The organism is Saccharothrix sp. S26 (assembly GCF_021390395.1).
GTDB lineage: Bacteria > Actinomycetota > Actinomycetes > Mycobacteriales > Pseudonocardiaceae > Actinosynnema.
Genome location: NZ_JAJUWT010000016.1, coordinates 15,822 through 39,943, shown reverse-complemented (window position 1 = coordinate 39,943; position 24,122 = coordinate 15,822). Strand labels below are relative to the sequence as shown.

The window sequence follows — 24,122 nt, the reverse complement described above, 5'->3', positions numbered from 1 at the left end:
CCCTCTTCCTTCCTCATGCACCACTCAAGACCCGCACCGGAGTCGGATCGTCACCGACGCTAGGGGACCTGCCTCTCCATCGGCTCTCCGCAGGCTCCCGGTCACCCGACCCGGTCCGTCACAGCTGGGCGAGAGCCTGCCTGGCGGCCCGGATGCCGCTCTCGATCGCGCCGTCGATGTACGCGCCGTGCCAGCCGGTCGCGATGTCGCCGGTCGCGAACGCCAGCCGCCCGTGCGGCTGCTGGATCGCGGGGAGCTGGGCGAGGAGCTGGTTCGGCCCGCGCATGCCCCACGCGCCCAGCGAGTACGGGTCGCGACCCCAGGGGGCGTACGCGTGCTCCAGCAGGGTGACACCCGGCGCGATGCGCTGGAGCGCCGACTGCACCGCGGACCGGCTGGTGACGTCCAGCGACGCGTTCTCGCTGAAGCCGACCGACAGCACGTCGCCGGTCGACAGCACGCGCTGCGGCAGCAGCAGCGAGATCGGGTCGCCGGGCTTCCCGCTGGCGAAGACGCGACCGCTCGACCCGCTGGTGCGGAACCAGAACTTGGTCACGTTCGGCACGCCGAGCCCGTAGTTGGTGGCGGCGGAGTGCACGGCGGGCAGACCCGCGGTGAACCGCAGCGTGCGCCAGATGTTCGCCGGAACGGCCACGATCACCGTGCGCGCCGACAGCGTGCTGCCGCTGCGCAGGGTCACGTTGACCTGGGTGCCGGTGTCCGAGATCGTCGTCACCGGGCTGTTCAGCCGCAGGTCGGGCGCGGCGTCGCGGAGGATCCTGGTCAGCAGCGCGGTCATGCCGCCCTGCGGCCGGGTCGCGGTCTGCGCGTCCCAGCCGGCGTGGGTGTGGCCGCCGAGCGCCCACCACTGCGCCATGGACGTCAGGCCGCGGGTGCTGCTGTCGCCGCCGGCGTAGGCGTTGGTGTAGCCCTCCAGCCACATCCGGTCCTGAGTGGACAGGCCGAGCTGGTCGATCCGCGAGCGCAGGGAGAGCTGGTCCACCCTGGCCACGAGGTCGCGCGCGTACAGCGGGTCTTCGGGGCGCGGGAAGTAGCTCGTCGAGCCCTCGAAGAGCTTGTTGAGCAGCGTCCCGAAGTGCTCGTTGGCGGAGAGGAAGTCGAAGGTCTGGGGACCACCGGTCGTCGGGTAGTACGAGATGGTCGGGAAGGCGTCGGGGTCGCCGACCAGCGGGATGCCGTAGCGGTTGAGCTCGGCCATGGCCAGCGCCTGGCTCTCGGCGATCCACTGGCCGCCCAACTCGACCTGCTGGCCGGCCAGGGTGGAGGTCCAGATGCGGCCGCCGATGCGGCCGCGGGCCTCCAGCACCACCGAGCTGATGCCCTGCTCGCGCAGCGTCCGGGCCGCGGTGATGCCCGCGAACCCGGCGCCGATGATGATCACGTCGTGGAGGGTGGGGGCCGCGGCGGCGGTGCCGGTGCGGGCGGCGGCTCCTGTCGCCGCCGCCACGCCGGTGACACCCAGCGCCTTCAGCAGCGTGCGGCGTCCAATCATGCCCTGTCGGGGAGGGTTCTGGTCGGTCATCTCATCTCGTTCGTCCGGTCCGCGGCGGCGGACTTCCGGCAAGGGTTCGTTCGACTGGGGACGTGGTCGGGGGTGCACGTCCCGGGATGGGTCAGCAGGTGGTCGTCACCGCGGTGGGGGGCGTCGCGGCGACCGGGGGGTTACAGGAACGGGGTGTCGGGGTCCAAGCCCAGGAGGGTGCGGCCCTGCACCTCGTAGTTGGTGGTGTTGAGCAGCAGGCCGTGCTGGGCGAAGCCCTCGATGTCGCGGAAGAACCGCTGCATCGGCACGGACTTCTGCAGCACCGACGCGCCGCTGGCGGAGTAGAGGATCTCGACGGCCTCCTTCGCCAGCTGGATGGCGTAGGCGGTCTGGCCGCGCAGCTGGGCCCGCTCCTCGGTGGTCAGCTCGCCACCCTCGTCGGCACGGCCCTGCAGCAGCTTCCACCAGCCCTCGGCCAGGCCCTCGGCGGCGGCGATCTTGTTGGCCGCGGTGGCGACCTGGATCTGGGTCAGCGGGTGCTGCCGCTGGTCGGTCCACGACGTGTAGGTGATGGGGCGGCCGGGGACGCGCTGGAGGAACAGCTCCATCGCGCCGCGCGCGATGCCGATGCACGCCGCAGCGCACTCGGTGAAGACCACCGGGAACAGGCCGTAGCGGCGGCCGGGTTCCACGTGCGCGCGACCCGGAGTGGTGTCGGTCAGCGCGTGTTCGAAGCTCACCACGCGGTGCTCGGGCACGAACACGTCCTTGAGCGAGGTCGAGGCACTGCCGGTGCCGCCCGCAGCGAAGGTGTCCCAGTCGTCGGCGATGGTGAACTCCCGCATCGGGACGATCGCGATCGCCTCGTCCTCGGTGCCGTCCGGGCGCTGGACGATGGCGGCGGCCATGTTCCACTGCGCGCCGCGGCAGCCGGAGTTGAACCGCCAGGTGCCGCTGAGCTTGTAGCCGCCCTCGGTCGGGGTGAGGGTGCCGGAGGGGGTGAAACCGCCAGAGATCCGCACGGACGGGCCGTCGGCGAAGACTTCGTCCTGCGTCTTGTCCGGGTAGAGCGTGGCGAGCCACGCGTTGGACACCCACACCATGGTGATCCACCCGGTGGAGCCACAGGCCGACGCCACCTCGCTGATGATCTTGGCGGCCTCGCCGATCGGCAGGTCCAGCCCGCCGTAGCGGCGCGGCGACGCGATGCCGAGCACGCCGGTCTTCTCCAGCAGGTGGATGTTCTCGTCCACGATCCAGCGGTTGTCCTCCGACGCCCGGCCGTTCTCGCGCAAGGTCGGCACGACCTCGCGCACGGCATCGAGGACGGCGGTGAACTCACTCGTGGTCATTGCTCCTCCTTGGTCGGCCAGCACCGCTATTTCGCGTAGCCCGCGAGAATGGCTCGCCAGGTCCTCGGCTGTGGTTTCGCGAATACGCGCCCCGGGTAGTCGGTGCGCTGGTTGCAGATATATCCCAGGAGCGAGGACGCCGTGGTCATCCCCGGTTCACGGGGTCGCCGGGAATGGCAATGAGCGTTCGATTACCGGAAAGTGGAAATCGAACTCAGAGTGTTCGGCGACAGACGCTGCGTGTTCGTCGACAGCGCCTGTGGCCGCCGTGTTCCGGGCCGCGCGGACCGATGTCCCGGGTGGCTTCCCCGCAGTTCGCGCGTCCGCGGGTGGACTGCTACGAGTCCGGGTCGACCAGGGCGTGCGCCGCGACGGGGTCGAGCGCGCGACCGCGCGCGAAGTGCGTTTCGAAGTCCGCGCCGAGCGCTTCGCGCAGCGCCAGTTCGATCCGCGTCACGTCGCCCCGCTCCGACGCGGGCAGCGGCGCGTGGGCCGCCTCGCGCGCGGCCACGGCGGCGCCGAGCAGGGTGGCCCCGCCGGCGTGCCGCCCACCGACCGCGAGCGCGCCCGCCAGCCCTTCCAGCGCCAGGGCCACCGATCGGGGGTCACCGGTGGCCTTCGCGATCGAGTAGCCCTCCAGGTGCGTCGCCAGGGCGGCCACCGCGTCACCGCGCTGCTCGGCCACGAACCCCAGCTCGGCCAGGATCAACGCCTCGCCCACGTCGCCGTCGACCTCGCGGCACCACGCCAGCCAGCGCCGCAGGTGCGCCTCGGCGGCGTCCAGCCGCCCCTCCCGGCGCGCGCCCAGCCCCAGGCCCAACTCGGCGAAGAACTCGCCGTAGGTGAAGCTCTGCTCGGCGGCCAGCCGCATGGCGCGTTCGTGCAGCTCACGCGCGTGGGTGTAGTCGTTCTGGAGCAGGGCGATCCGACCGAGGCCGGACAGCTTGATCGACACCTCCGACCACAGCCCCAACGTCTCGGCGATGCGCAGGCCCTCCCGGTGCAGCCGCACCGCTTGGAGGTAGTCGCCGCGCACCTCGGCCATCGTCGCCAGCGCGTCACCGGCCTGGAGCTGGCCCCAGCCGTCGCCGAGGTCGCGGAACAGCTCGGCGCTCTCCTCGCCGTACTGCCGGGTCGCGCCCAGGTCGCCGCGCAGCAGGGCCTGCGTCGCGAGCGCGGCCAGCGCCGCCGCCGTGCCCCACCGGTCGTCCAGCGCGCGGAACTCCCGCAGCGCCAGGTCAAGTCGCTTCTCGCTGCTGTCGTGGTCGCCGTACCCGATCCGGGCGAACCCGAGGAACCAGCGGGTCATCGCCCGCCCCCTCGGGTCGGCGATCCGGTCGATCAGGTCGTCGTGGCGGTCCAGTTCGGAGGTCGGCTCGCCGGCGCGCAGGCTGAAGCCCGCCTGCCAGGCCAACGCCTGCGCGCGCTCCGAGGGGTCGGCGGGTCCGTCCACGGCCAGCGCCGCCCCGAAGGCCCGGGTCGCCTCGCCGAGCCTGCCGCGCAGGAACCAGTACCAGGCCAACGCGTTCACCATGCGCAGCGCGAGGTCCGGGCGGTCCTGGTGGGCGGAGGTGTCCAGGGCGACGCGGAAGTTCGCCGCCTCGGCGTCGGCCAGGTCGAGCCACCGGCGCTGGTCCGTTCCGTGCAGGTGCGCCATCACGCGGACGGCGAAGTCGGCGTAGTAGGTGGCGTGCCGGGCGCGCACCCGGTCGCCTTCCCCCGCCTCGCGCAGCCGCTCGGCGCAGTAGGCCGCCACCGACTCCGGCAGCCGGTATCGACGGGCACCGGCCACGTCGGCCGCGCTGACCAGGCTCCGGTCCACCAGCCGCGCCACCAGGTCCAGCACCTCGTCCTGGTCGATGCCGTCGCCCGCGCACACCACCTCAGCCGCGATGAGCGGGCTGCCGCCGCTGAACACCGAGAGCCTGCGCAGCACCACCCGCTCCCGCTCCGACAGCAGGTCCCAGCTCCAGTCGATCGCGCCGCGCAGCGTCTGCTGCCTCGCCGGCGCACCCCGTCTGCCCACGGTGAGCAGGGCGAACCGGTTCTGCAGCCGGGCCGCCACCTCGTGCACGCCCAGGGCGCGCACCCGCGTCGCGGCCAGCTCGAGCGCGAACGGGATGCCGTCCAGCCGGCGGCAGATCGCGTGCACGGCGTCGACCGTGGACTCGTCCAGCACGAAGTCGGGCGCCGCCGCGGTCGCGCGCGCCACGAACAAGTCCACCGCGGTGGACACGCCGTCCGCATCCGGCAGGGTCAGCGGTGGCACCGTCCACAGCCGCTCACCCTCGATCCCGAGCGGCTCCTGGCTGGTCGCGAGGATGCGCACGCCCGGAGCCGCCATGAGCAGCATCTCGGCGACGTCGGCGACCCGTTCCACCACGTGCTCGCAGTTGTCCAGCACCAGCAGCAACTGCTTGGTGCGCAACGCGTCGGCCAGCCGGTTGGCCAGCGCCATCAGCGGTCCCGAGCCGATCACCTCGTCGCGCACGCCCAGCACGGTCGCGACCAGCTCCAGCACGCCGTCCTGGGACTCCAGCGTGGAGAGCTCCGCCAGCCACACGCCGTCCGGGTAGGCGTCGGCGACGCCGGCGGCGGTGGCCAGCGCCAACCTGGTCTTGCCGACACCGCCGATGCCGTTGAGCGTGACCAGCCTGCTCGCGTCCAGCAGCGCGCGCACCTGCGCCATCGCCGCGTCGCGGCCGATCAGCGGCGTCATCGGCGCCGGCAGGTTGGTCAGCGGGCGCGCCGCCGTCGTGATCGGGGTGAGCGTGGGCGCGAGGTCCTGCTGGAGGATGGCTTGGCGCAACGCCACCAGTTCGGCGCTCGGCTCCAGGCCCAGCTCCTCGGCCAGCGTGACCCGCAACGCGTCGAAGCTCGCCAGCGCCTCGCTCTGCCGGCCGGAGCCGTAGAGCGCGCGCATGTGCGCGGCGCGCAGCCGTTCCCGCAACGGGTGGCGCGCGAGCAGGTCGCCCAGCTCCCCCACCAGCAAGCCGTGCTCGCCCAGGCCGAGCATCACCTCGGCCCGGTCCTCCAGCGCGGTGAGCCGCAGCTCCTCCAACCGCGCCACGACCGGGCGGGCGAAGTCGGCGTCGGCGAAGTCCGCGAGCACCGCACCGCGCCACTGCGCCAACGCGTCACCCAGCAGCGCCGCCTTCGCCCGCAGGTCGGTCGTCTCGTGCGCGGACGCGAGCAGCGCGGTGAACCGGCGCGCGTCCACCGCGTCGGCGGGCACGTCCAGCAGGTAGCCCGGCGGGCGGGACACCACCAGCTCACCCGCACCCGGCTCGGCGTCCTCCAGCGCCTTGCGCAACTGCCACACCTTCGTGTGCAGCGCGCCGGCGACGTTGCTCGGCGGCGAGTCACCCCACAGCTCGTCGGCCAGCTTGTCGACCGAAACGGGTTCCCCATCGTGCGCCAGCAGCGTCGCCAGGAGCGTGCGCGCCTTCACCCCCGGCACGTGGACGACGTGGTCGTCCTCCGTCCAAACGGATAATGGACCCAGGATCCCGAAACGCACACAGTCACCATATCGGCACTCCGCGGCATCCAGCGGCATCGGCGAAAGCGCTCACATTTCGGACCGAGAGGCACTCGAGAGGCGATCGGGAGGGCGTGTGGTGACAGTGGAGTCGTCCCAGAAGGAGGTCGGAGATGACGGCGGACCCCCGTTCGCCTGTAACTGTCATCGGGCTCGGGCCGATGGGCGCCGCGATCACCCGTGCGTTCGTGGCAGCCGGTCACCCCACGACGGTGTGGCACCGGTTGCCCGGTGAGCCGGTCGCCGGCGGAGTCGTCGGCGCGGCGACGCTGGTCGACGCGGTGTCGGCCAGCCGACTGGTGGTCGTGTGCGTGCTCGACCACCGCGCCATGAGGGAGATCGTGAACTCCCTCGGCGAGGCGCCCGCGGACCGCGTCGTGGTGAACCTCACCGCGGGCACCGCATCGGAGGCGCGCGCCACCGCCGCGTGGGCCGCCGACCGCGGCGTCGGCTACTTGGACGGCTCGATCCTCGCCACCCCCGACGAAGTGGGTACCGACCGCGCGCTCGCCTTCTACGGGGGTCCGAAGGCGCTGTACCGGGAGCACGAGTCGACGCTGGCCGCGATCGGCGGCACCCGCACGCACCTGGGCGCCGACGTCGGCCTGCCCGCGCTGTACGAGGTGGCGCTGCTCGGCGTGATGTGGAGCACGTGGATCGGCCTGCTGCACGGGCTGGCGCTGGTCTCGGCCGAGAACGTCGCCGCGGGCGACTTCCTGCCGCACGCCACGCGCTGGCTGGAGCGGGTGGTCGGGCCGGCCGTGCCGGGGCTGACCGCCCGCGTCGAGCAAGGCGAGTACCCCGGCACGACATTGGTGCACCACGCCGTGGTGGTGGAACGACTGGTGGCCGCGAGCCGGGCGGCCGGGGTCGACGACGCCCTGCCGGCCTTCCTGCTGGCGCGCGTCGAGCAGGCGATCCGCCGCGGTCACGCGGGTGACGGCTTCGCGGGACTGATCGAAGTGCTGCGCAAGCCGTCCGCCGACTGAACACTTCCGCACCGGACGGGAAGCGGTGGTGACCGGAATCCATTCGTAGCTGCGCACCGGTCCGCCGGATTCGGAGTTCGTGGTAGCCGGAGTGGTCACCCCATTCCGGTTCGAGCAAGACTGGGGGCGACGTGGAGTTCCGATTATTGGGCCCGTTGGAAGTGCTGCACGAAGGGCGACCGATCTCGCTCGGCGGCATAAAGCAACGGGCCACGCTCGGTTTCCTGCTGCTGCGGGCGAACCAGGTGGTGCCGACCAGCCAGCTCCTGTCCGCGCTGTGGCCGGGAGAGGATCCACCGGCATCCGCGCGGAAGATGTTGCAGAACGCGGTCTGGAGCCTGCGGGCGGCCATGTCGGCGACCGACGGTCCCGACGCGGCGCGGCTGTCCACCCAGGCGCCCGGCTACGTGCTGCAGGTCGACCCGTCCCGGGTCGACCTCTTCCGGTTCCACGAGCTGGCCGAGCGGGGCCGGGCGGAGGGGCAGCCCGAGATCCGGGCGAAGCTGCTGCGGCAGGCACTGGGCACGTGGCGCGGGACGGCCTTGGCCGACCTGGTGGAGACCGGCATCTGCTGGCCCGAGCTGACCGTCGTGGAGAACGCCCGGCTCGACGCCATGGAGGACTACTTCGACGCCGAGCTGGCGTGCGGCAGGCACCAGTCGGTGCTGGGCGAGTTGGAGGCGATGGTCGAGGCGGAACGACTGCGCGAGCGGTCGTGCGGGCAGCTCATGCTGGCGCTGTACCGGTGCGGGAGGCACGCGGACGCCTTGGCCGTCTACAGCAGGCTGCGCGCGTCGCTGGTGGACGACCTCGGCCTGGAACCGGGGCCGGCGCTGCAGAAGCTCCAGCACGCCATCCTGACCCACGACCCGTCGCTCGCCCTGCCGCCCGAGCGGCAGCAGCCCGTCGTCCGGCAGCTGAGGCCGGTCGTGGCGGGGCGGACGTCGTCGCCGGAGGCGCAGCGGCGGCACCTGACCGTCGCGCTGGTGCGGGTCCGGCCGCGCGGCGGGGTGCCCGCCGCCGACCCGGCCGTGGTGGACCACGCGCTGGCGGCGGCGGCCAAGATGGTGCGATCGGGCATCGAGGAGCTCGGTGGCACGGTGGCCACGTCCATCGGGTCCGCGTCGCTGGCGGTGTTCGGCGGCCCGTACACGAAGGGCGACGACGGCGAGCGGGCCGTTCGGGCGGCGTTGGCGCTGCGCGACTGCTTCGCCGACGGGATGCGCCACGACCTGGCCGTGCACGTCGCGGTGGCGACCGGCGAGGCGCTGGTGCTGACCGAGCCGGACGCGCCGCCGACGGTGATCGGCGCGCTGGTCGACCACTGCCAGCAGTTGCTCCCGTCAGTGCCCGAGGGCGCGGTGTGGACCTGTCCGCGGACCTGGGAGCAGGTCGGAGGGGCGTTCCACGGCACGCGGGTGTCCGACGAGGCGTGGGAGGTCACCGGCAGCCGCGGTGAGGCCGACGAGCACGACAGCGAGCTGGCCGTCGTGCGCGGGTTGCTGGAACGCACCGTTCGCCGCGACACGCCCCACCTCGTGACCGTGTTCGGCGAGCCGGACGCGTTCCTGGACCGGTTCGCGGGCTCGGTGGAGGGCGCGAGGGTGCTCGGCGGCCAGGTCGTCGAGGGCGACGTGCTCGGCGTGGCGGCGGACGTGCTGTCCGACTACTGCGGTGTGCGGGCGGAGGACGCGGTGGACACGGTGCGGGCCAAGCTGTCGTCGGCCCTGTGCCCCACCACCCGCTCCGAGGCCGACGTGCTGGCGACCCGGCTGCTGCCGCTGTTCGACCGGTCGCTGCCGAGCACCGGCTCGTTGACCGCGTGGCGGCGCTTCCTCGAACTGGCGGCCCGCGACCAGCCGCTGGTCGTGCTGCTGCGGGAGGTGCACCTGGCGGCGGAGGAGGTGCTCGACGCCGTGGAGTCCCTGGCGGACTCCGATCACCCCGTGCCGCTGCTGGTGGTGGTGTTCGCACGGCCGGCTCTGCTGGGGCGCAGGCCGAGTTGGGGAGGCGGCAAGCCGCACGCCGCCACGATCACCCTCGACCCACCGCGGGACGGGACGGTGGACCGGCTGCGCCGGCTCATGCTGTCCGCGGTGGGTGAGGGTCTGTCCGGTGCTCCGGCCCCGAGGTCGGAGCGGGAGCCGGTCCCGCTCCGGCGCTCCGAAGGACGTGCCAGGTACGCCATGGCACTGGCAGGCACGGCGGCGGGGGCGGACAGCGCCTGACCGCGGAGGACGGGGTCGCGTGCCCGCCGTCGTGCACCGATCCGTCCGTCCCCTCCCTCCGGCCGCCACCGGAAGAGGGGCCGCAGGTCCACGGGTCGCCCGCCCGCAGGAGCGGCCGCACGGCGCTCCGGCACCGGCCGCAGTGGTCCCATGCCGGCGCGCTCGCCCCTCCACGCCGGCGTCGGCGGCCCTCGAAACCGGTGCCGAGCGGACCGCGACCTGCGGGAACCGCTGTCCTGTGCCGCGAAGCCCTGGCAGCCGTGGCCGTCGTCGCGCTCGCCCGGCTCGTGCCCGTGACCCAAAGGGACCGTCGCACTGCCCGCTGGTTAACCCCTTCGAGTGGTCCGCGTCCACGCCACCCACCACCCCCGCGCACACCTGGTCGAATCACGGGCTGTAACGACGTTCGCCGGACGTGACGCCGAACGGCAGGTGATGGCGGACGCGCTGGCCGCCGCGCGGCGCGGCCAACCCACGGTCCTGCACGTCGTCGGCGAACCCGGCATCGGCAAGACCCGGCTGCTGGAGGTGTTCCACGCCGACGCGCAGGCCGCCGGGTTCACCGTGGTGAGCAGCCGGGGCACCGAGTTCGACCGCGAAGTGCCCTACGGCGTGCTGACCGAGCTGGTGCAGGAGTTGTCCGACCTGCGCCGCCAGGCCGCCGGGCGAACCGCGGCGGACTGCGCCGACGACACCGGTACCGTCGAGCGCTACCGCAGGCACCGGGTCGTGCGTGACGCGTTGGAGGCGGCGTCGCGCACGCGCCCCATGGTCGTCACGCTGGACGACGCGCAGTGGGCCGACGACAGCTCCCTCGACTGCTGGTCGCACCTGATCCGCCGACCCCCGCGCGGCGAGCTCGTCCTGGTGCCGGCCCACCGGGCCGTGCCGCTGCCGGCCAACCTCGAAGCGTCGCTGTCGGACGCGCACCGCGCGGGCACCGGGCGTCGGGTGGAGCTGCCGCCGTTGGGCTTCGCGGACGCCGTCGCCCTGATCGGGCCCGGTCGCGGGCCGTCGTGGCGGCGGGCGGTGTACGAGGCCGGCGGCGGCAACCCGTTGTACCTGGAGTCGTTGGTCAAGACCGCGCACCCGGCCGCCGACACCGCCCTCCTGCCGCCCACGATCCGCGCCGCGCTGCGCGCCGAGGTGGACGTGCTGGACGACGCGACCCGGCTCGCCGCGTAAGCGGCGGCCGTGGCGGGCGAGGACGAGGAGCAGTTGCCGGGATCGCGCGGCGCGGGCGTGGCCATGTCGCCCGCGCCACGCCGCCATCCCGGCTGACCACGACCGGGCAAGGCTCGTCCGACCGTGGCGGTGGACGGCGACTGTCCGTCAGCTCGGTCGACCCGGCCGGATGACGCGGTTCACCGGACCGACTGGCGTTGCCGGTGACCGGGGGCGCGGGCACCGCGGACGCCGGCACGCTCGCCCGTGCGCCACGCAGTCGCGCCGGAACGGGGGTAGGCCATGCGGTCGAGGGTGCACAGGCATCTCGCGTCGGTGGTGCCGGAGCTGTTCGCGGACCTGCCGCCCGCCATGGCGACCCTGTCGGTGGCCGGGGCGCTGGACGCGGAGGGCGAGCGACCCGTCCTGCCACCGGAGTTCAACTGGCGCGACTACACGGTCATGCTGCTGCACGTCGCGGCCGAGATCGAACACTCGTTGATGGTGCAGTACCTGTTCGCCGCCTACTCCATGGGCGGCCCGCAGGTGCCCGAGGAGCTGCGCGACGACGTGCGCCGCTGGCAGGAGATCATCCTCGGCATCGCCAAGGAGGAGATGGGCCACCTCGTCACGGTGCAGAACCTGCTGACCGCGTTGGGCGGGCCGATGAACCTCGACCGCGAGGACTACCCGTGGGGCTCGGACTTCTACCCGTTCGCGTTCAGCCTGCGCCCGTTGAGCGCGCGGTCGCTGGCCACGTACGTGGTCGCGGAGAGCCCCGAGACCTGGTCCGGCCCGGAAGCCGAGGCGATCAAGGAGGTGGCCGCCGACACCGCCGGGCAGTACGTCAACCGGGTCGGCGCGCTCTACGGCCGCATCGACTCCGTCCTGAAGAACAAGGACTTCCTGCCCGACGAGCTGTTCCACGCCGAAACGCTGCCGTACCAGGCGTCCTGGGACGAGTGGGGCCGCGGCTACACCCGCGGTCAGCGGGGGCAGGAAGCCGGGAACGTGCCGGACGTGGCGTCACCCCAACTGCTGGTGTTCGGCGTGTTCTCGCGGGACTCCGCGCGCAAGGCGCTGCACGAGATCGGCGAGCAGGGCGAAGCGCCGGACGTCGACGAGCAGGACGAGACCTCGCACTTCAACCGGTTCCTCGGCATCTACCGGGCGCTGGCCGGGCTGCCGCCCGAGCAGCAGGCGCTGGTGGCCCGCCGGGTCGCGGAGAACCCGGTGACGGCCCACCGGCTCAACGAGGTGGAGGCTGCCGACCGCGCCGCCGCCGAGGTGACGACCAGCCCGATCACCGACCCGTTCACGGCGCTGTGGGGCCACCTGTTCAACCTCCGCTACCGGATGCTGCTCACCGACATCGCCCACGCGTTCCGGCTGGCCGGTCCGCTCGACAACGGCGGTGTGCTCACCGGGCGCGGTGCGCTCGTGCACCGGGCGTTCGCCGAGATGTACAACCTGCGCGCGGTGGCCGGGCGGCTGGTGGAGCTGCCGCTGGAGCGGGACGTGCCGGACGGGCTGCGGGCGGGGCCGACGTTCGAGATGCCGTACAGCCTCGAACTGCCCCACCACGACCACGACTGCTGGCTGCTGCAACGCGACCTCGTGCAGGCGTCACGACTGCTGGTCGACCAGCTGGTGGACACCGACCCGGCCTCCGCCCGCGACCCCTACCTGATCGCGCTGCGCGAGTCCGACCAGCGGGCGCTGGAGCAGATCGAGCACGTCCTGGGCCGCAAGGGGTGCACGCGATGACGACCATCCGGGAACTGCGCGTCCTGCCACCGTTGGCGATCGGCCGGCTCGGCGCGGCCACCGAGCCGATGGACAACTACACCGCCGAGACCGACCCGGACCAGCCGCTCGCGCCACGACGGCTGCGCCCGGCCCCGACGTTGCGGGTCGACCCCGCCACCGGCGCGATCACCGGCGCGGACACCCCCGAACGACTGCGCTTCACCGACGGCCACGGCAAGGTCCGGCCCGTCGCGCCGTTCCTGGAGGTCTGGGCGCTCACCGACGACGACGTGCTGCGACCGCTGACCGTGGACCTGTTGGAGGCCAACGACCTCACACCCGACGACGTGCAGTGGCGCGTGCGGGTCGGCAACCACAAGATCCAGCGCCGCACGTACGACGACGACGACCGGATCGACGCCGACACCGAGTGGTTCAGCGACCACACCGCCCACGTGCTGATGGGCCTGTGCGCCAACTTCCTGGACGACAAGTTCCTGCCGCTGGGCCACGCGCGGTACGTCAAGCCGACGCCGGAGTTCCCGGGCATCCGGTTGCGCTTCACGCCCGCCGGCGGCCACGTCTACGGCTCCGCCTACACCGACCGCCCCACCGACCCCGACCCGAACGTCGTGGACTTCCTCTACGACGCCACGAGGGGCAAGTGGCGCGGTCACGCGGACCAGCCGGGTGATCCGCGGCTGACCATCCCGGCCCAGATCTACGCGGGCGACGACGGGCCGGACGGATCCTGGGTCAGCCGCGGCTACTTGGACGACGAGTGCGACGGCCTGGTGCACGTCAAGCTCGAAGTCCTGGGCCGGGAGCTGAGCGCGTTCGGTCGCATCGGCGCGGGCCCGCCCGCCTACGCGCCGGACTCCGTCCCCATCCGCACCGTCGCCGACGAGCTCGACCAGGCCCTGTTCGGGCCGAGGGCCACCGACCGGGACGGCCTGGAGCACGCGCGCGCCGTGGCCGAAGAGGTGCTGCGCCGCGCCACGGAGACCGTGCGGCTGATGAACACCGAGGTGATGAACGGCAACACGGTGGACGGTCGGGTCGACGCGGCCAGCACGATGGTCCGGCAGGACACCGCCGACACGGGCAGGCTCTACGAGCCGATCATGGCGCCGTCCCTGGTGGACGCCGGCGCGGTCCTGGCCCTGCACCAGCACGTGCTCGCCGCCCTGCGCAGCGGCACCGCGCCGTGGTTCGCCGACGTGCTGCGCGATCACGACGAGGTCGGCGACCTCACCGCCAAGGGCAGGCGCAAGATGCCGGCGCTCATGCGCGGCGCGGACGGCCGGTCGCTGGCGCTGACCCGGCGTCAGGTCGACCTCGTGCGCCTGGCCGCCCGGCAGGCGATCTTCCGGCAGGCAGGCGACGAGACGCGAGGACCGCGATGAGCGACGACCGGATCGACCCGCTGAACCTCACCGCCCAGCTGAACCACACCGCCGCGGGCAACCCGCCGAGCACGTTGCCGGAGTCGGCGATCTCCAACGCCTACCCCGGCCTGGAGTTCGACATCCGCACCATCTGGCGCAGGCTGCTGGTCGGCATCGAGCTGCACGAGGCCGACAACTACGTCGTGGACGCCCAGCCGGAGCACCAAGGGCTCATCGGCCGCCGGCTGATCAGCGTCGGCGACCACGACGTCATCGGCCCCGTGGTGGGCCCGACCCGGCCGGGGGCCGGCTCGGCGCCGTTGACCTCGGCGGGCAACCCCGACGGCGTGATGATGCTGGAGTGGTCGAACTCCCTGGCCGACGTGCTGGCCGACCACGTCGGGCGGACCGTGCCGTGCCTGTTCACCGCGGACGCGGCCCCGAACCCGGTCGGCAAACCGGCGCAGCTGCCCGACCCGCGGTTCCAGGTGGTGGAACTGGAGGTCAGGCCGCTGTTCGCGCGCAGCGCGGCGACCGGCGAGCGGCTCGCCGTGATCGCCGAGGACGTGGCCGGGCCGGGCGAGCTGACCAGCGGCCTGTGCTCGCCCTGGCAGAACGACTACCGCGAGTGCGCCTGCTACTACTGGGCCGCCAGCCGGCCGGACTACGTCAACGTCGAGGACACCGGCGCGGGCACCACCACCGGTAACCACTGGTTCGCCAAGGACCGGGAGCCCCGCGAGTACGTGCTGGACAACCGCGACGACTCCCGGCTGGTCAGCTACGACGACCTGTTCCGGGACTGGCAGGGCGAGCTGCGGTTCATCGTGGGCGGCGACGACGCGCCCGAACACCTCGAAGCCGACCCGGAGGGCCGATGACCGCGAGGGACCTGTTCGAGGCGTCCGCACCCGTCCACCCCGACGTCCACCTGCTCGACACCGACGCCGGGCCGCGCGTGCTGCTGGCCGACGGCAGCCGCCTGTTCGGCGTGGGCCGGGCCCTCTACGACCGGATCGACGCCGCCCGCCGCGACCCCGACCCCGAGGTGCTGGACGCGGTGCTCGCCGACCTGGGCCTCGACGCGCCGCGCCGGATCGACGACCTCGCGCCCGACCCGCCGCCGGTGCGGGCGCTGTCGCTGGCCGTGGCCCAGAAGTGCAACCTCGGCTGCACCTACTGCTACGCCCAGCAGGGCGACTTCGGCGGACCGGCCAAGAACATGCCGGAGCGGACCGCGTTCACCGCCGTGGACGCGCTGTTCCGCGACGCCGCACCCGGCGAACGGGTCAACCTGGCGTTCCTCGGCGGCGAGCCGCTGATCAACCGGCCGGTCGTGCGCGCCGCGACCGACCACGCCGTCACCGTCTCGCGGCGGACCGGGATCCCGGTCACGTTCTCCATCACCACCAACGGCACCCTGCTCACGCCCGAGGACGGCGAGTTCTTCGAGGCGCACGGCTTCGCGGTCACGGTCAGCCTCGACGGCGTCGGCGCGCGGCACGATTTGCTGCGCCCCCACCGCGACGGCCGCGGCAGCTACCAGCGCGTCATGGACCGGGTCGCGCCGCTGCTGGCGATGCAGCGCCGGATGCAGGTCTCGGCCCGCGTCACGGTCACCCCGCTCAACCTCGACCTGCCGCGCACGCTGGAGGAGTTCACCGCCGCCGGGTTCCACGGCGTCGGCTTCTCCCCCATGCTCAGCTCGCCCACCGGGCACGGCGAGATGGCGTTGCCGGACCTGGAGGTGATGCTGGAGCAGATGACCGCGTGCGGCGAGGAGTTCGTCCGCCGGGTCCTGGCCGGTCGGCGCTACCCGTTCACCAACCTGGTCACCGCGCTGCGCGAGATCCACCGCGGCACGCACCGGCCCTACCCGTGCGGGGCGGGCGCGGGCTACCTGGGCGTGTCGGCCGACGGTGAGCTGTCGGCGTGCCACCGGTTCGTCGGCGATGCCGACGGCGCGATGGGCGACCTGGCCACCGACCCGGACGACGCCAAGCGCGCCCGCTGGCTGACCGACCGCCACGTGCACCGGCAGGAGCCGTGCTCCGGGTGCTGGGCCAGGTACCTGTGCGGCGGCGGCTGCCACCACGAGGTGATCCGCCGGGGCCGACCCGCCTGCGCCTACATCCGCGGCTGGCTGCACCACTGCCTGTCGGTCTACAGCCGCCTGCTCGCGGCCAGGCCCGACTACTTCGCCGCATGACGACCTGGGACGTCTGCGTGGTCGGCGGCGGCCCGGCCGGTTCCGCGTGCGCGCTGCGCCTGGCCCGCCTCGGCCACCGCGTCGTGCTGCTGGAACGCCGCCCGTTCCCCCGCCCGCACGTCGGCGAGGCGTTGTCACCGGGCGTCCGGCCACTGCTCGACGTCCTCGGCCTGCCCCACGCCCTGGGCGGCTCCCTGCCGTCGCGGGGCACCCTCGTCCGGTGGGAGGACACCGCCACCCGCCTGGTCCCGCCCGATCCCCGTGCGGTCACCGTCGACCGGGGGTGGTTCGACCACGCCCTGCTCGCCGCCGCACGCGCCGCCGGGGTCTCCGTCCGGCAACCCGCCCGCGCCGGCCGGCCCCGTCGCGGCCCGGCCGGCTGGGAGGTGCCGCTGCGCCACGACGTGCTGCGGGCCCGGTTCCTGGTGGACGCGAGCGGGCGCCACCGCATCTCCGGCGGCACGGCCACCGCCACCGGCCCGCGGACCCTCGCCCTGCACACCGCTTGGCCGGGTGGCGGCCCGGCCCGGATCGGCACGGGCCCGCAGGCGTGGTGCTGGGGCGCTCCCCTGCCCGACGGCGCGTTCCGCGCGATGGCGTTCGTCGACCCGGACCTCCTGCGCCGGCACGCGTTCGACGTGGCGCGGCTCTACCACCACCTGCTCGACACCACGGGCCTGTTCGCCGACCGCCCGCGCGTCCTGGACGTGGCCGTGTGCGACGCCACCGCCTACCGCGACGACGATCCCGTCACCGAGGACCACGTCAAGGTCGGTGAAGCGGCCTTCACGCTCGACCCGCTCACCTCGTCGGGCGTGGACAGCGCGCTGCACAGCGCCATGGCCGCCGCCGTCACGGTCCACACCGTCCTCTCCGACGGTGACCGCGCCGCCGCCCTCGCCTTCTACCGCGACAGCCGCGACCGCACCGCGTCCCGCCACGCGACCTGGACCGCCGCCCACTACGACCGCCACCAGCGCTACCGCGACCAACCGTTCTGGCGCCGCCGGGCCGCACCACCACCCGCCCCACCCCGCCCGCTCACCCCCGCCGACCCGCACCGCCCCGTGCGCCTGGCCGACGAGGCCGCCGTGGTGCCGACCCCGTGCCCGGTCGGCGACCTCGTCACCCTGCGCCGCGCCCTGACCCACCCGTCGCTGCCTGCACCCGTCGCCCACGTCGCCGACACCGAACTGGCCCCGCTGCTCGACCACCTCGACCGTCCTCGCCCGATCGCCGACCTGCTCCACGCCTGGTCGGCCCACCTGCCCGCGCACCAGGCCGAGGCCACCGCGCGGTGGCTGCTCTCCCGAGGTCTCCTGGTCACCGCCTGAATTCCGCCGTTCACCCCACCACTTCCCCCCGACAGTGCTAGGCAGGTGACTCACGCCACATCAAGGGGGAACAACGATGAACAGGCGAACCGCACTGCGCATACCGGCCGTGGCGGCCCTGGCGATGGCAGCACTGACCGCGCCCGCCCACGCCGAACCGGCCACGATGCACGCCCCGGGGGAAGTCCACTTGGTCAGGACCCTCAGCGGCGGCGAAATCGCGCACACCATCCGCCGCGCCGACGGGTCCTGGTACCCGTTCAACACCATCCCGAACGCGCCCCGCGCGCACTACACGAACAACCTGACCTCGGCCATCGTCGGCAACGAAGAGCACGTGATGCACAACTGGTACTACGGCGTGGGGCCGTACTACCAGGCATACCGGTACGTCATCCGGCACGCCGACGGTTCCTGGACCGAGGAGAACCCCGTCGCCGACGGCCCGACCAGCGACGTCGACCTCACTGCGGTCGCCGGCGAACTGCACCGCGTGCAGCGGGGCGGGGACAACGGCGCGGCCCTCACTCACCGCATCCGGCACGCCGACGGCACGTGGACACCGTGGACCGCCATCCCGGCCCAGGTCGACTTCGACAGCGATTTCGCGATCGCCGGTGCCGGCAGCGACCTGCGGCTGCTGACCCTGAACCCGCCCGCGGACACCGTGTTGTCGTCCTTCGTCCGGCACGCCGACGGCACGTGGGAACAGCGCGCGGACGTGCCGTTCACCCCGCGGTCCGGCACGACGGCCGTTGCCGTCGACATCGCCCAGGTCGGCACGGAACTGCACGCCGTCGTGGTCGGCAACGACGGCGCCCTCTACCACGCCGCGCTCCGCTCGACCGGCTGGACCTCCTTCCACGAGGTCGCGTCGCAAACCGGCGCACCGGGCGGAACCGTCACCCAGTTCTCGATCACCGCTTCGCTGGGCACGCTGCACGTCGCGCTGACCACCAGCGAGAACCGCCTGCTGCACACGATCCGCACCAGCGACGGCCGCTGGCTGCCGTTCGGCGACGTCAACCAGGCCACCACGCTCGCGGCACCGTGGAACGGCCTGAGCATCGCCGGCAGCTGACCACGGCACGATGACAGGGGAACTCGTCCGCACGCCACGGCGTCTCGAATGAGGTAGTGGTTCTGGCCTTGGATCTCGTAGACCTCGACGGCTTCAAAGGGACCGGCCGGCGTGTCGCTCATGTTTCGGTGGAGTTGGCGCCGAGGCTGCCGGGGAAGTCGCCGATCGGCATGCCAACGGCCGCTACTTCCGCTCGCCACCACGCCGAACCCACCCACAACGGACCCGGAACCAGCCCACCGAGGCCCGATTTGACATGGGTTCGGGTGCTTTAGGCTGGTCGAAGCCGGCAGGCCTGGCGGGACGCTTTTCCCCGCCGGGCCTGCCGGCTTTGGCCTGCCTGGAGTGCCCGTACGGGCCCCATGTCAAATCGAGCCGGACTCAAGACCGCTGCCTTGACCCCACCCTGAGATCAACTGGAGGTGGCCGACGAACCATCCGGCCAAGTAGCTTCTGGCTGTGTCGGAACGGGACGAGGTCATCGCCGGGCGTTACCGGCTGGTGGAGTTGATCGGGCGCGGGGCGGCCGGGGTGGTCTGGCGGGCGCGTGACGAGCGCCTGGGGCGATCCGTCGCGGTCAAGCTCCTCAACGCGGCCAACTCACCGCGCGCCGTGGAGCGGATCGTGCGGGAAGGGCGGGTCGCCGCCCGCCTGCGGCACCCGCACGCCGTCACCGTGCACGACGTCGTCGAACACGGCGGCCAGCCGTGCCTGGTGATGGAGTACCTGCCGTCGAAGACGCTGGCCGAACTGGTCGACGAAGGCGGACCGCTGCCGGAGGAGCTGGTGGCGGGCGTCGGCTGGCAGGTCGCCTCCGCCCTCGCCGCCGCCCACGCGAACGGCATCGTGCACCGCGACGTCACGACGTTCAACATCCTGCTGACCGAGGACGGCACCGCGAAGATCGCCGACTTCGGCATCGCCCGCGCGATCGGCGAGACCACCGTCACCGATGCCAGGGTGGTCGTCGGCACGCCCGCGTTCCTCGCCCCCGAAGTGGCGGCCGGCCAGGACGCCATGTTCCCCTCCGACGTCTACTCGCTGGGCGCGACGCTCTACGCCGCCCTCGAAGGCCACCCGCCGTTCGGCACCACCGACAACCCGTACGCGCTGCTCCGGCGCGTGGCGGACGGCGAAATGGCCCCGATGACGTTCACCGGCCCCTTGGGTGACGTGCTGGAACGCGTCCTGCGCCGCGACCCGGCCGAACGTCCGACGATGGCCGAGCTGCACACGCTGCTCGGCGCGGTCGTCGAAGGGCGCCCGCTGCCCGGCTCGTCCCAGATCGGCGACACCCGCCCGCTGCCCGCGCAGCCCCGCGTGCCGTGGCGGCGGATCGCGCTGATCGCCGGCGCGGTCGTGCTGGTCGCCACCGGGATCGTGATCGGCAACTCGCTGGCCCGCAAGGACTCGGCCAGCACCGCCGACCCCGCGCCCGCCACGACGACGACCACCAACTCCCCCGCGACCACCACCCAACCCGCCGCATCCACCACCGACACCACCGACACCACGGTCACCACCGACACCACCACCCGAACGACAACCACCCCGCCCACCTCAACCACAACCACCAGCAGCAGCACCCCCGCCCAGGCATCCACCTGCCGCGCCCGCTTCACCATCACCAACTCGTGGCCGGGCGGCTACCAGGCCCAAGTCACCGTGCGCAACGCGAGCGACCAGCCGACCACCACCTGGACCGTCACCTGGCCCCGCCCGGAGGGCCACTCGATCAGCAACCTGTGGAACGGCACCCTGACCGTGCACGAGGACTCGATGACCGTCACCAACGCGGCGCACAACGGCAAGCTCCCGGCGGACGGCTCCACCACGTTCGGCTTCACCGCCAACGGACAGGGCGTCCCCGACCCGGACCTGACCTGCACCTCGAATTGACTCGCACCCGGGAAGGGAGGTCAGACCGGCGCGGAGGCTGTTTGTCTCAACGTTCCGCGCCAGTCTGACCCAGCCAGCCGAAGCCGGCCTACCGTGTTGACCACGCGCGCACACGGCGAGCCCTAACTACCCCGACCGGACGCCAAGTACACACACCGCGACAACCCCAATCCGCCAGGAGACGAACCTCTCCCCATGACGCCCACCGAACCCCCGCCCACCCCGAGCGCCCAGACCACCCCAGCCGCCGCCCTCAGCGTCGAAATCCACCTCGTCACCACCCCCGACAGCGGCCCGTACGCGATCACCACCGGCCCGGACGGCGCGCTCTGGTACACGCTGGTCCACCGCAGCGGGATCGGCCGACTCGTCCCCGGCGACCAGCCGACCACTCACGACCTGGCCCCGGACCGCGGCCCCACCGTGATCGTCCCCGGCCCGGACGGCGCCCTCTGGTTCACCGAGTACCAGGGCCACCGCATCGGCCGCATCACCACGACCGGCGAGGTCACCGAGTTCACGCCACCGACCCCCGACTGCGGCCCCTACGGCCTGGCGGTCGGCCACGACGGCGCGCTCTGGTTCACCGAGATCACCGCCGACCGCATCGGCCGCATCACCACCGACGGCCACGTCACCGAGTTCGAGCTACCGCTGACCGGCGCGTACCCGTCCGCCATCACCGCGGGACCGGACGACGCCCTGTGGTTCACGCTCAACCAGGCCAACGCGATCGGCCGCATCACCGCGACCGGCGACGTCACCGTCCACCGGCTCCCCACCGACGCCGCCGGACCGGTCGGCATCTGTGCAGGGCCCGACGGGTCGCTCTGGTTCACCGAGATCGCCGCGGGCCGCATCGGCCGCATCACCACCGGCGGCGAGATCACCGAGTTCCCGCTGGCCGACCCCGCCGCCCGCCCTCACGCCATCGTCGCCGACGACCGCGGCGACCTGTGGTTCACCGAATGGGGCGCGAACCGGGTCGGCGTGATCACCACCGACGGCACCACCGACTCACACCCGCTGCCCGCACCCCACGCCGAACCGCACGGCCTCACCCCGGGCCCGGACGGCGCGCTGTGGCTCGCCCTGGAAACCGGGGCCCTCGCCCGCGTGACCCGCCCCTGATCACCCCACGTCCTCCCGGACACCGCCGCCCGCACCCAGACCACTCCCCGCGCCCACACCACTCCCCGCGGCCACCCCACGACCCTCAGCCGCACCACCAGCCGCCTGCACCGCCGCCAACCCGTGCAGCAACGGCACGTACACGTCATCCACCAACGACCCCACCGTCTCCTCCGACACCGGCGCGCCGCACGTCATCGACTCGTTGCGCACCAGGTCCAGCGGCAGCCGCAGCACCCGGTGCGGCAGCTCGACCGGCGGCAGCTCGGCCCGCGCCACCGCCCGGTCCACGATCGACCGCACCGCGCCGGTGAGCGGCGACGGGTTGGACAGGCGCTCGCCCAGCAGCGCCGCCACCTCGGGGTGCCGGAACGCCTCACCCATCACGCCCGCCACCATCTCGTTCATCATCGAGTCGGCCCGACGGGCGATGCGGGAGAACAGCGTGCGCAGGTCGCCGCGCAACGTGCCGGTGTCGGGCGTCTCCGGCTCCACCGGCAGCTTGCGGGCCCACGCCGCCAGCACCAGCTCCGCCCGTCCGCCCCACCGCCGGTAGATCACCGGTTTACTCGTTCCCGCCCGCGCGGCCACTGCCTCTATGGTGAGCCTGGCGTAGCCGACCTCGCGCAGCTCGTCCCAGGCCGCGTCCAGGATGGCCTGCTCCAGCGGCGCGCCCCGCCGGCGCGACTTCGGTCCCGTCACCCTGCCCCTTACGCCACCCGTGCACCTTTACCGACCCTTTAGATACTTTGCGTTTCTTATCGCACGGGTCTACCTTGCACATGTTAGACACGATCCGTTTCTTATGGGGGAACACCGTTGCTCAGCCGCTTGCTGCGTGCCCACCTGCGGCCGTACAGACGCGAACTGGCGGTCGTGCTCGTGCTACAGCTGATCGGCACCGTCGCCTCGCTGTACCTGCCGAGCCTGAACGCCGACATCATCGACTTCGGCATCGCCGCCGGTGACACCGGCTACATCCTGTCCACCGGCGGCTGGATGGTCGGCGTGTCCGTCATCCAGATCCTGTCCTCCGTGGGCGCGGTCTACTACAGCGCCCGCGTGGCGATGAGCTTCGGCCGCGACGTCCGCGCGGCGGTCTTCCACCGCGTCGGCGAGTTCTCCGCGCGCGAGGTCGCCACCCTGGGGCCGTCGTCCCTGATCACCCGCACGACCAACGACGTGCAGCAGGTCCAACTGCTCGTCGTGATGGGCTGCACGATGCTCGTCAACGCGCCGATCATGTGCGTGGCCGGCATCGTGATGGCGCTGCGCGAAGACGTCGGCCTGTCGTGGCTGCTCGTGGTCTGCGTGCCCGCGCTGGCCATCGCCGTCGGTCTGATCGTCATCCGCATGGTCCCGCAGTTCCGGCTGATGCAGGAGCGCATCGACGCGGTCAACCGGGTGCTGCGCGAGCAGTTGGCCGGCATCCGCGTCGTCCGCGCCTTCGTCCGGGAACGCGCCGAGACCCAGCGCTTCGCCGAGGTCAACGGCGCGCTCACCGACACGGCCCTGCGCGTCGGCCGGCTCCAGGCGATGATCTTCCCGGTGGTGATGCTGCTGCTCAACGCCTCCAGCGTGGCCGTGCTGTGGTTCGGCGCGTACCGCGTGGACAGCGGCGAGATGCAGATCGGCGCGCTGACGGCGTTCCTGAGCTACCTGATGCAGATCCTCATGGCGGTGATGTTCGCGACCTTCATCTCGATGATGATCCCGCGTGCCGCGGTAAGCGCCGAGCGGATCAACGAGGTGCTCGACACCGAGTCGTCGGTGCTCCCGCCGACCGCACCGCTGCTCGAGCTGCCGCGGCAGACCTCGGTGGAGTTCCGCGGCGTCGAGTTCCGCTACCCCGGCGCGGACGAGCCCGTGCTGCGCGACATCGCCTTCCGCGCCGAGGCCGGTCACCGGACCGCGGTGATCGGCAGCACCGGCACCGGCAAGACGACCCTGCTCAACCTCGTGCCGCGGCTGATCGACGTGACCGGCGGCGGCGTGTTCGTCAACGGCGTGGACGTCCGCGAGATCGACACCGACGCGTTGTGCGCGCGTATCGGACTGGTGCCGCAGCGGCCGTACCTTTTCACCGGCACGGTGGCGTCCAACCTCCGCTACGGCAGGCCCGAGGCCACCGACGACGAGCTGTGGGAGGCGTTGGAGATCGCTCAGGCGCGCGACTTCGTCGAGGCCATGCCCGGCGGGCTGGACGCCGAGATCGCCCAGGGCGGCACGAACGTCTCCGGCGGCCAGCGGCAGCGGCTCTCGATCGCCCGCGCGTTGGTCCGCAAACCGGACATCTACCTGTTCGACGACGCGTTCTCGGCGCTCGACCTGTCCACCGACGCCCGGCTGCGCGCCGCGCTGCGCCCGCACACGCGGGACGCGGTCGTGATCGTCGTCGCGCAGCGCGTGTCCACGATCCTGGACGCCGACCGGATCGTGGTGCTCGACGGCGGCACGGTCGTCGGCATCGGCACCCACCACGAACTGCTGGACTCCTGCCCCACCTACGTGGAGATCGTGGAGTCGCAGCTGACCTCGGAGCAGGCGGCATGA

16 protein-coding genes are annotated in these 24,122 nt (G+C 72.7%); 12 read left to right on the top strand and 4 right to left on the bottom strand.

The window, feature by feature from the left end:
• Positions 1-118: 118 nt before the first annotated feature.
• The 3 genes from LZG04_RS25465 to LZG04_RS25455 form a co-directional block, all read right to left on the bottom strand.
• The gene (locus tag LZG04_RS25465) at positions 119-1,543 is read right to left on the bottom strand and encodes an NAD(P)/FAD-dependent oxidoreductase (RefSeq protein ID WP_233821017.1); all 1,425 of its coding nucleotides are present in this window, start codon (positions 1,541-1,543) and stop codon (positions 119-121) included.
• Between the two features lie 140 nt (positions 1,544-1,683).
• Positions 1,684-2,856 (bottom strand): acyl-CoA dehydrogenase family protein, encoded by a 1,173-nt coding sequence (locus LZG04_RS25460; protein ID WP_233821015.1) that lies wholly within the window; start codon positions 2,854-2,856, stop codon positions 1,684-1,686.
• A gap of 337 nt (positions 2,857-3,193) precedes the next feature.
• A complete protein-coding gene (locus tag LZG04_RS25455; RefSeq protein WP_233821013.1) occupies positions 3,194-6,376 on the bottom strand; it encodes a BTAD domain-containing putative transcriptional regulator in 3,183 nt (1,060 codons plus the stop codon).
• Positions 6,377-6,510: 134 nt separating this feature from the next.
• Here LZG04_RS25455 and LZG04_RS25450 point away from each other — a divergent pair, with 134 nt between their 5' ends.
• The 11 genes from LZG04_RS25450 (at position 6,511) to LZG04_RS25400 (ending at position 21,569) form a co-directional block, all read left to right on the top strand.
• Positions 6,511-7,386: an NAD(P)-dependent oxidoreductase gene (locus LZG04_RS25450; protein WP_267937833.1), complete on the top strand. Its 876-nt coding sequence runs from the start codon at positions 6,511-6,513 to the stop codon at positions 7,384-7,386.
• A 131-nt stretch (positions 7,387-7,517) separates the two neighbouring features.
• Positions 7,518-9,614, top strand: a complete 2,097-nt coding sequence (locus LZG04_RS25445; RefSeq protein ID WP_233821009.1) for a BTAD domain-containing putative transcriptional regulator — start codon at positions 7,518-7,520, stop codon at positions 9,612-9,614.
• A gap of 339 nt (positions 9,615-9,953) precedes the next feature.
• Positions 9,954-10,799, top strand: a complete 846-nt coding sequence (locus LZG04_RS25440) for an AAA family ATPase (RefSeq protein WP_233821007.1) — start codon at positions 9,954-9,956, stop codon at positions 10,797-10,799.
• 294 nt (positions 10,800-11,093) lie between these two features.
• Positions 11,094-12,545: a ferritin-like protein gene (locus tag LZG04_RS25435; RefSeq protein WP_233821005.1), complete on the top strand. Its 1,452-nt coding sequence runs from the start codon at positions 11,094-11,096 to the stop codon at positions 12,543-12,545.
• Positions 12,542-13,933 carry a hypothetical protein gene (locus LZG04_RS25430; protein ID WP_233821004.1) on the top strand — a complete coding sequence of 464 codons (1,392 nt, stop codon included), beginning with the start codon at positions 12,542-12,544 and terminating at the stop codon, positions 13,931-13,933. The genes LZG04_RS25435 and LZG04_RS25430 overlap by 4 nt, the downstream gene beginning before the upstream one ends.
• A complete protein-coding gene (locus LZG04_RS25425; protein WP_233821002.1) occupies positions 13,930-14,796 on the top strand; it encodes a hypothetical protein in 867 nt (288 codons plus the stop codon). Before LZG04_RS25430 ends, LZG04_RS25425 begins: the two co-directional genes overlap by 4 nt.
• On the top strand, positions 14,793-16,124 hold the full coding sequence (locus tag LZG04_RS25420; RefSeq protein ID WP_233821000.1) for a radical SAM/SPASM domain-containing protein: 1,332 nt from the start codon (positions 14,793-14,795) through the stop codon (positions 16,122-16,124). The genes LZG04_RS25425 and LZG04_RS25420 overlap by 4 nt, the downstream gene beginning before the upstream one ends.
• Positions 16,121-17,458 carry an NAD(P)/FAD-dependent oxidoreductase gene (locus LZG04_RS25415; protein WP_267937831.1) on the top strand — a complete coding sequence of 446 codons (1,338 nt, stop codon included), beginning with the start codon at positions 16,121-16,123 and terminating at the stop codon, positions 17,456-17,458. The genes LZG04_RS25420 and LZG04_RS25415 overlap by 4 nt, the downstream gene beginning before the upstream one ends.
• A 76-nt stretch (positions 17,459-17,534) precedes the next feature.
• Entirely contained in the window at positions 17,535-18,539 is a 1,005-nt protein-coding gene (locus LZG04_RS25410) for a hypothetical protein (protein ID WP_233820999.1), read from the top strand.
• Positions 18,540-18,998: 459 nt separating this feature from the next.
• Entirely contained in the window at positions 18,999-20,438 is a 1,440-nt protein-coding gene (locus LZG04_RS25405) for a protein kinase (protein WP_233820997.1), read from the top strand.
• Between the two features lie 195 nt (positions 20,439-20,633).
• Positions 20,634-21,569, top strand: a complete 936-nt coding sequence (locus tag LZG04_RS25400) for a virginiamycin B lyase (protein WP_233820985.1) — start codon at positions 20,634-20,636, stop codon at positions 21,567-21,569.
• Here the strand turns inward: LZG04_RS25400 and LZG04_RS25395 are convergent, their stop codons facing one another.
• A complete protein-coding gene (locus LZG04_RS25395; RefSeq protein ID WP_233820982.1) occupies positions 21,570-22,271 on the bottom strand; it encodes a TetR/AcrR family transcriptional regulator in 702 nt (233 codons plus the stop codon).
• A 117-nt stretch (positions 22,272-22,388) separates the two neighbouring features.
• Here LZG04_RS25395 and LZG04_RS25390 point away from each other — a divergent pair, with 117 nt between their 5' ends.
• Positions 22,389-24,122 carry an ABC transporter ATP-binding protein gene (locus tag LZG04_RS25390; RefSeq protein WP_233820980.1) on the top strand — a complete coding sequence of 578 codons (1,734 nt, stop codon included), beginning with the start codon at positions 22,389-22,391 and terminating at the stop codon, positions 24,120-24,122.

What these genes read in the sequence shown, in the direction of transcription:
- LZG04_RS25465 (WP_233821017.1), bottom strand. Translation starts at nt 1,543, where the DNA reads ATGACCGACCAGAACCCTCCCCGACAGGGCATGATTGGACGCCGCACG.
- LZG04_RS25460 (WP_233821015.1), bottom strand. Translation starts at nt 2,856, where the DNA reads ATGACCACGAGTGAGTTCACCGCCGTCCTCGATGCCGTGCGCGAGGTC.
- LZG04_RS25450 (WP_267937833.1), top strand. Translation starts at nt 6,511, where the DNA reads ATGACGGCGGACCCCCGTTCGCCTGTAACTGTCATCGGGCTCGGGCCG.
- LZG04_RS25430 (WP_233821004.1), top strand. Translation starts at nt 12,542, where the DNA reads ATGACGACCATCCGGGAACTGCGCGTCCTGCCACCGTTGGCGATCGGC.
- LZG04_RS25425 (WP_233821002.1), top strand. Translation starts at nt 13,930, where the DNA reads ATGAGCGACGACCGGATCGACCCGCTGAACCTCACCGCCCAGCTGAAC.
- LZG04_RS25420 (WP_233821000.1), top strand. Translation starts at nt 14,793, where the DNA reads ATGACCGCGAGGGACCTGTTCGAGGCGTCCGCACCCGTCCACCCCGAC.
- LZG04_RS25415 (WP_267937831.1), top strand. Translation starts at nt 16,121, where the DNA reads ATGACGACCTGGGACGTCTGCGTGGTCGGCGGCGGCCCGGCCGGTTCC.
- LZG04_RS25410 (WP_233820999.1), top strand. Translation starts at nt 17,535, where the DNA reads ATGAACAGGCGAACCGCACTGCGCATACCGGCCGTGGCGGCCCTGGCG.
- LZG04_RS25400 (WP_233820985.1), top strand. Translation starts at nt 20,634, where the DNA reads ATGACGCCCACCGAACCCCCGCCCACCCCGAGCGCCCAGACCACCCCA.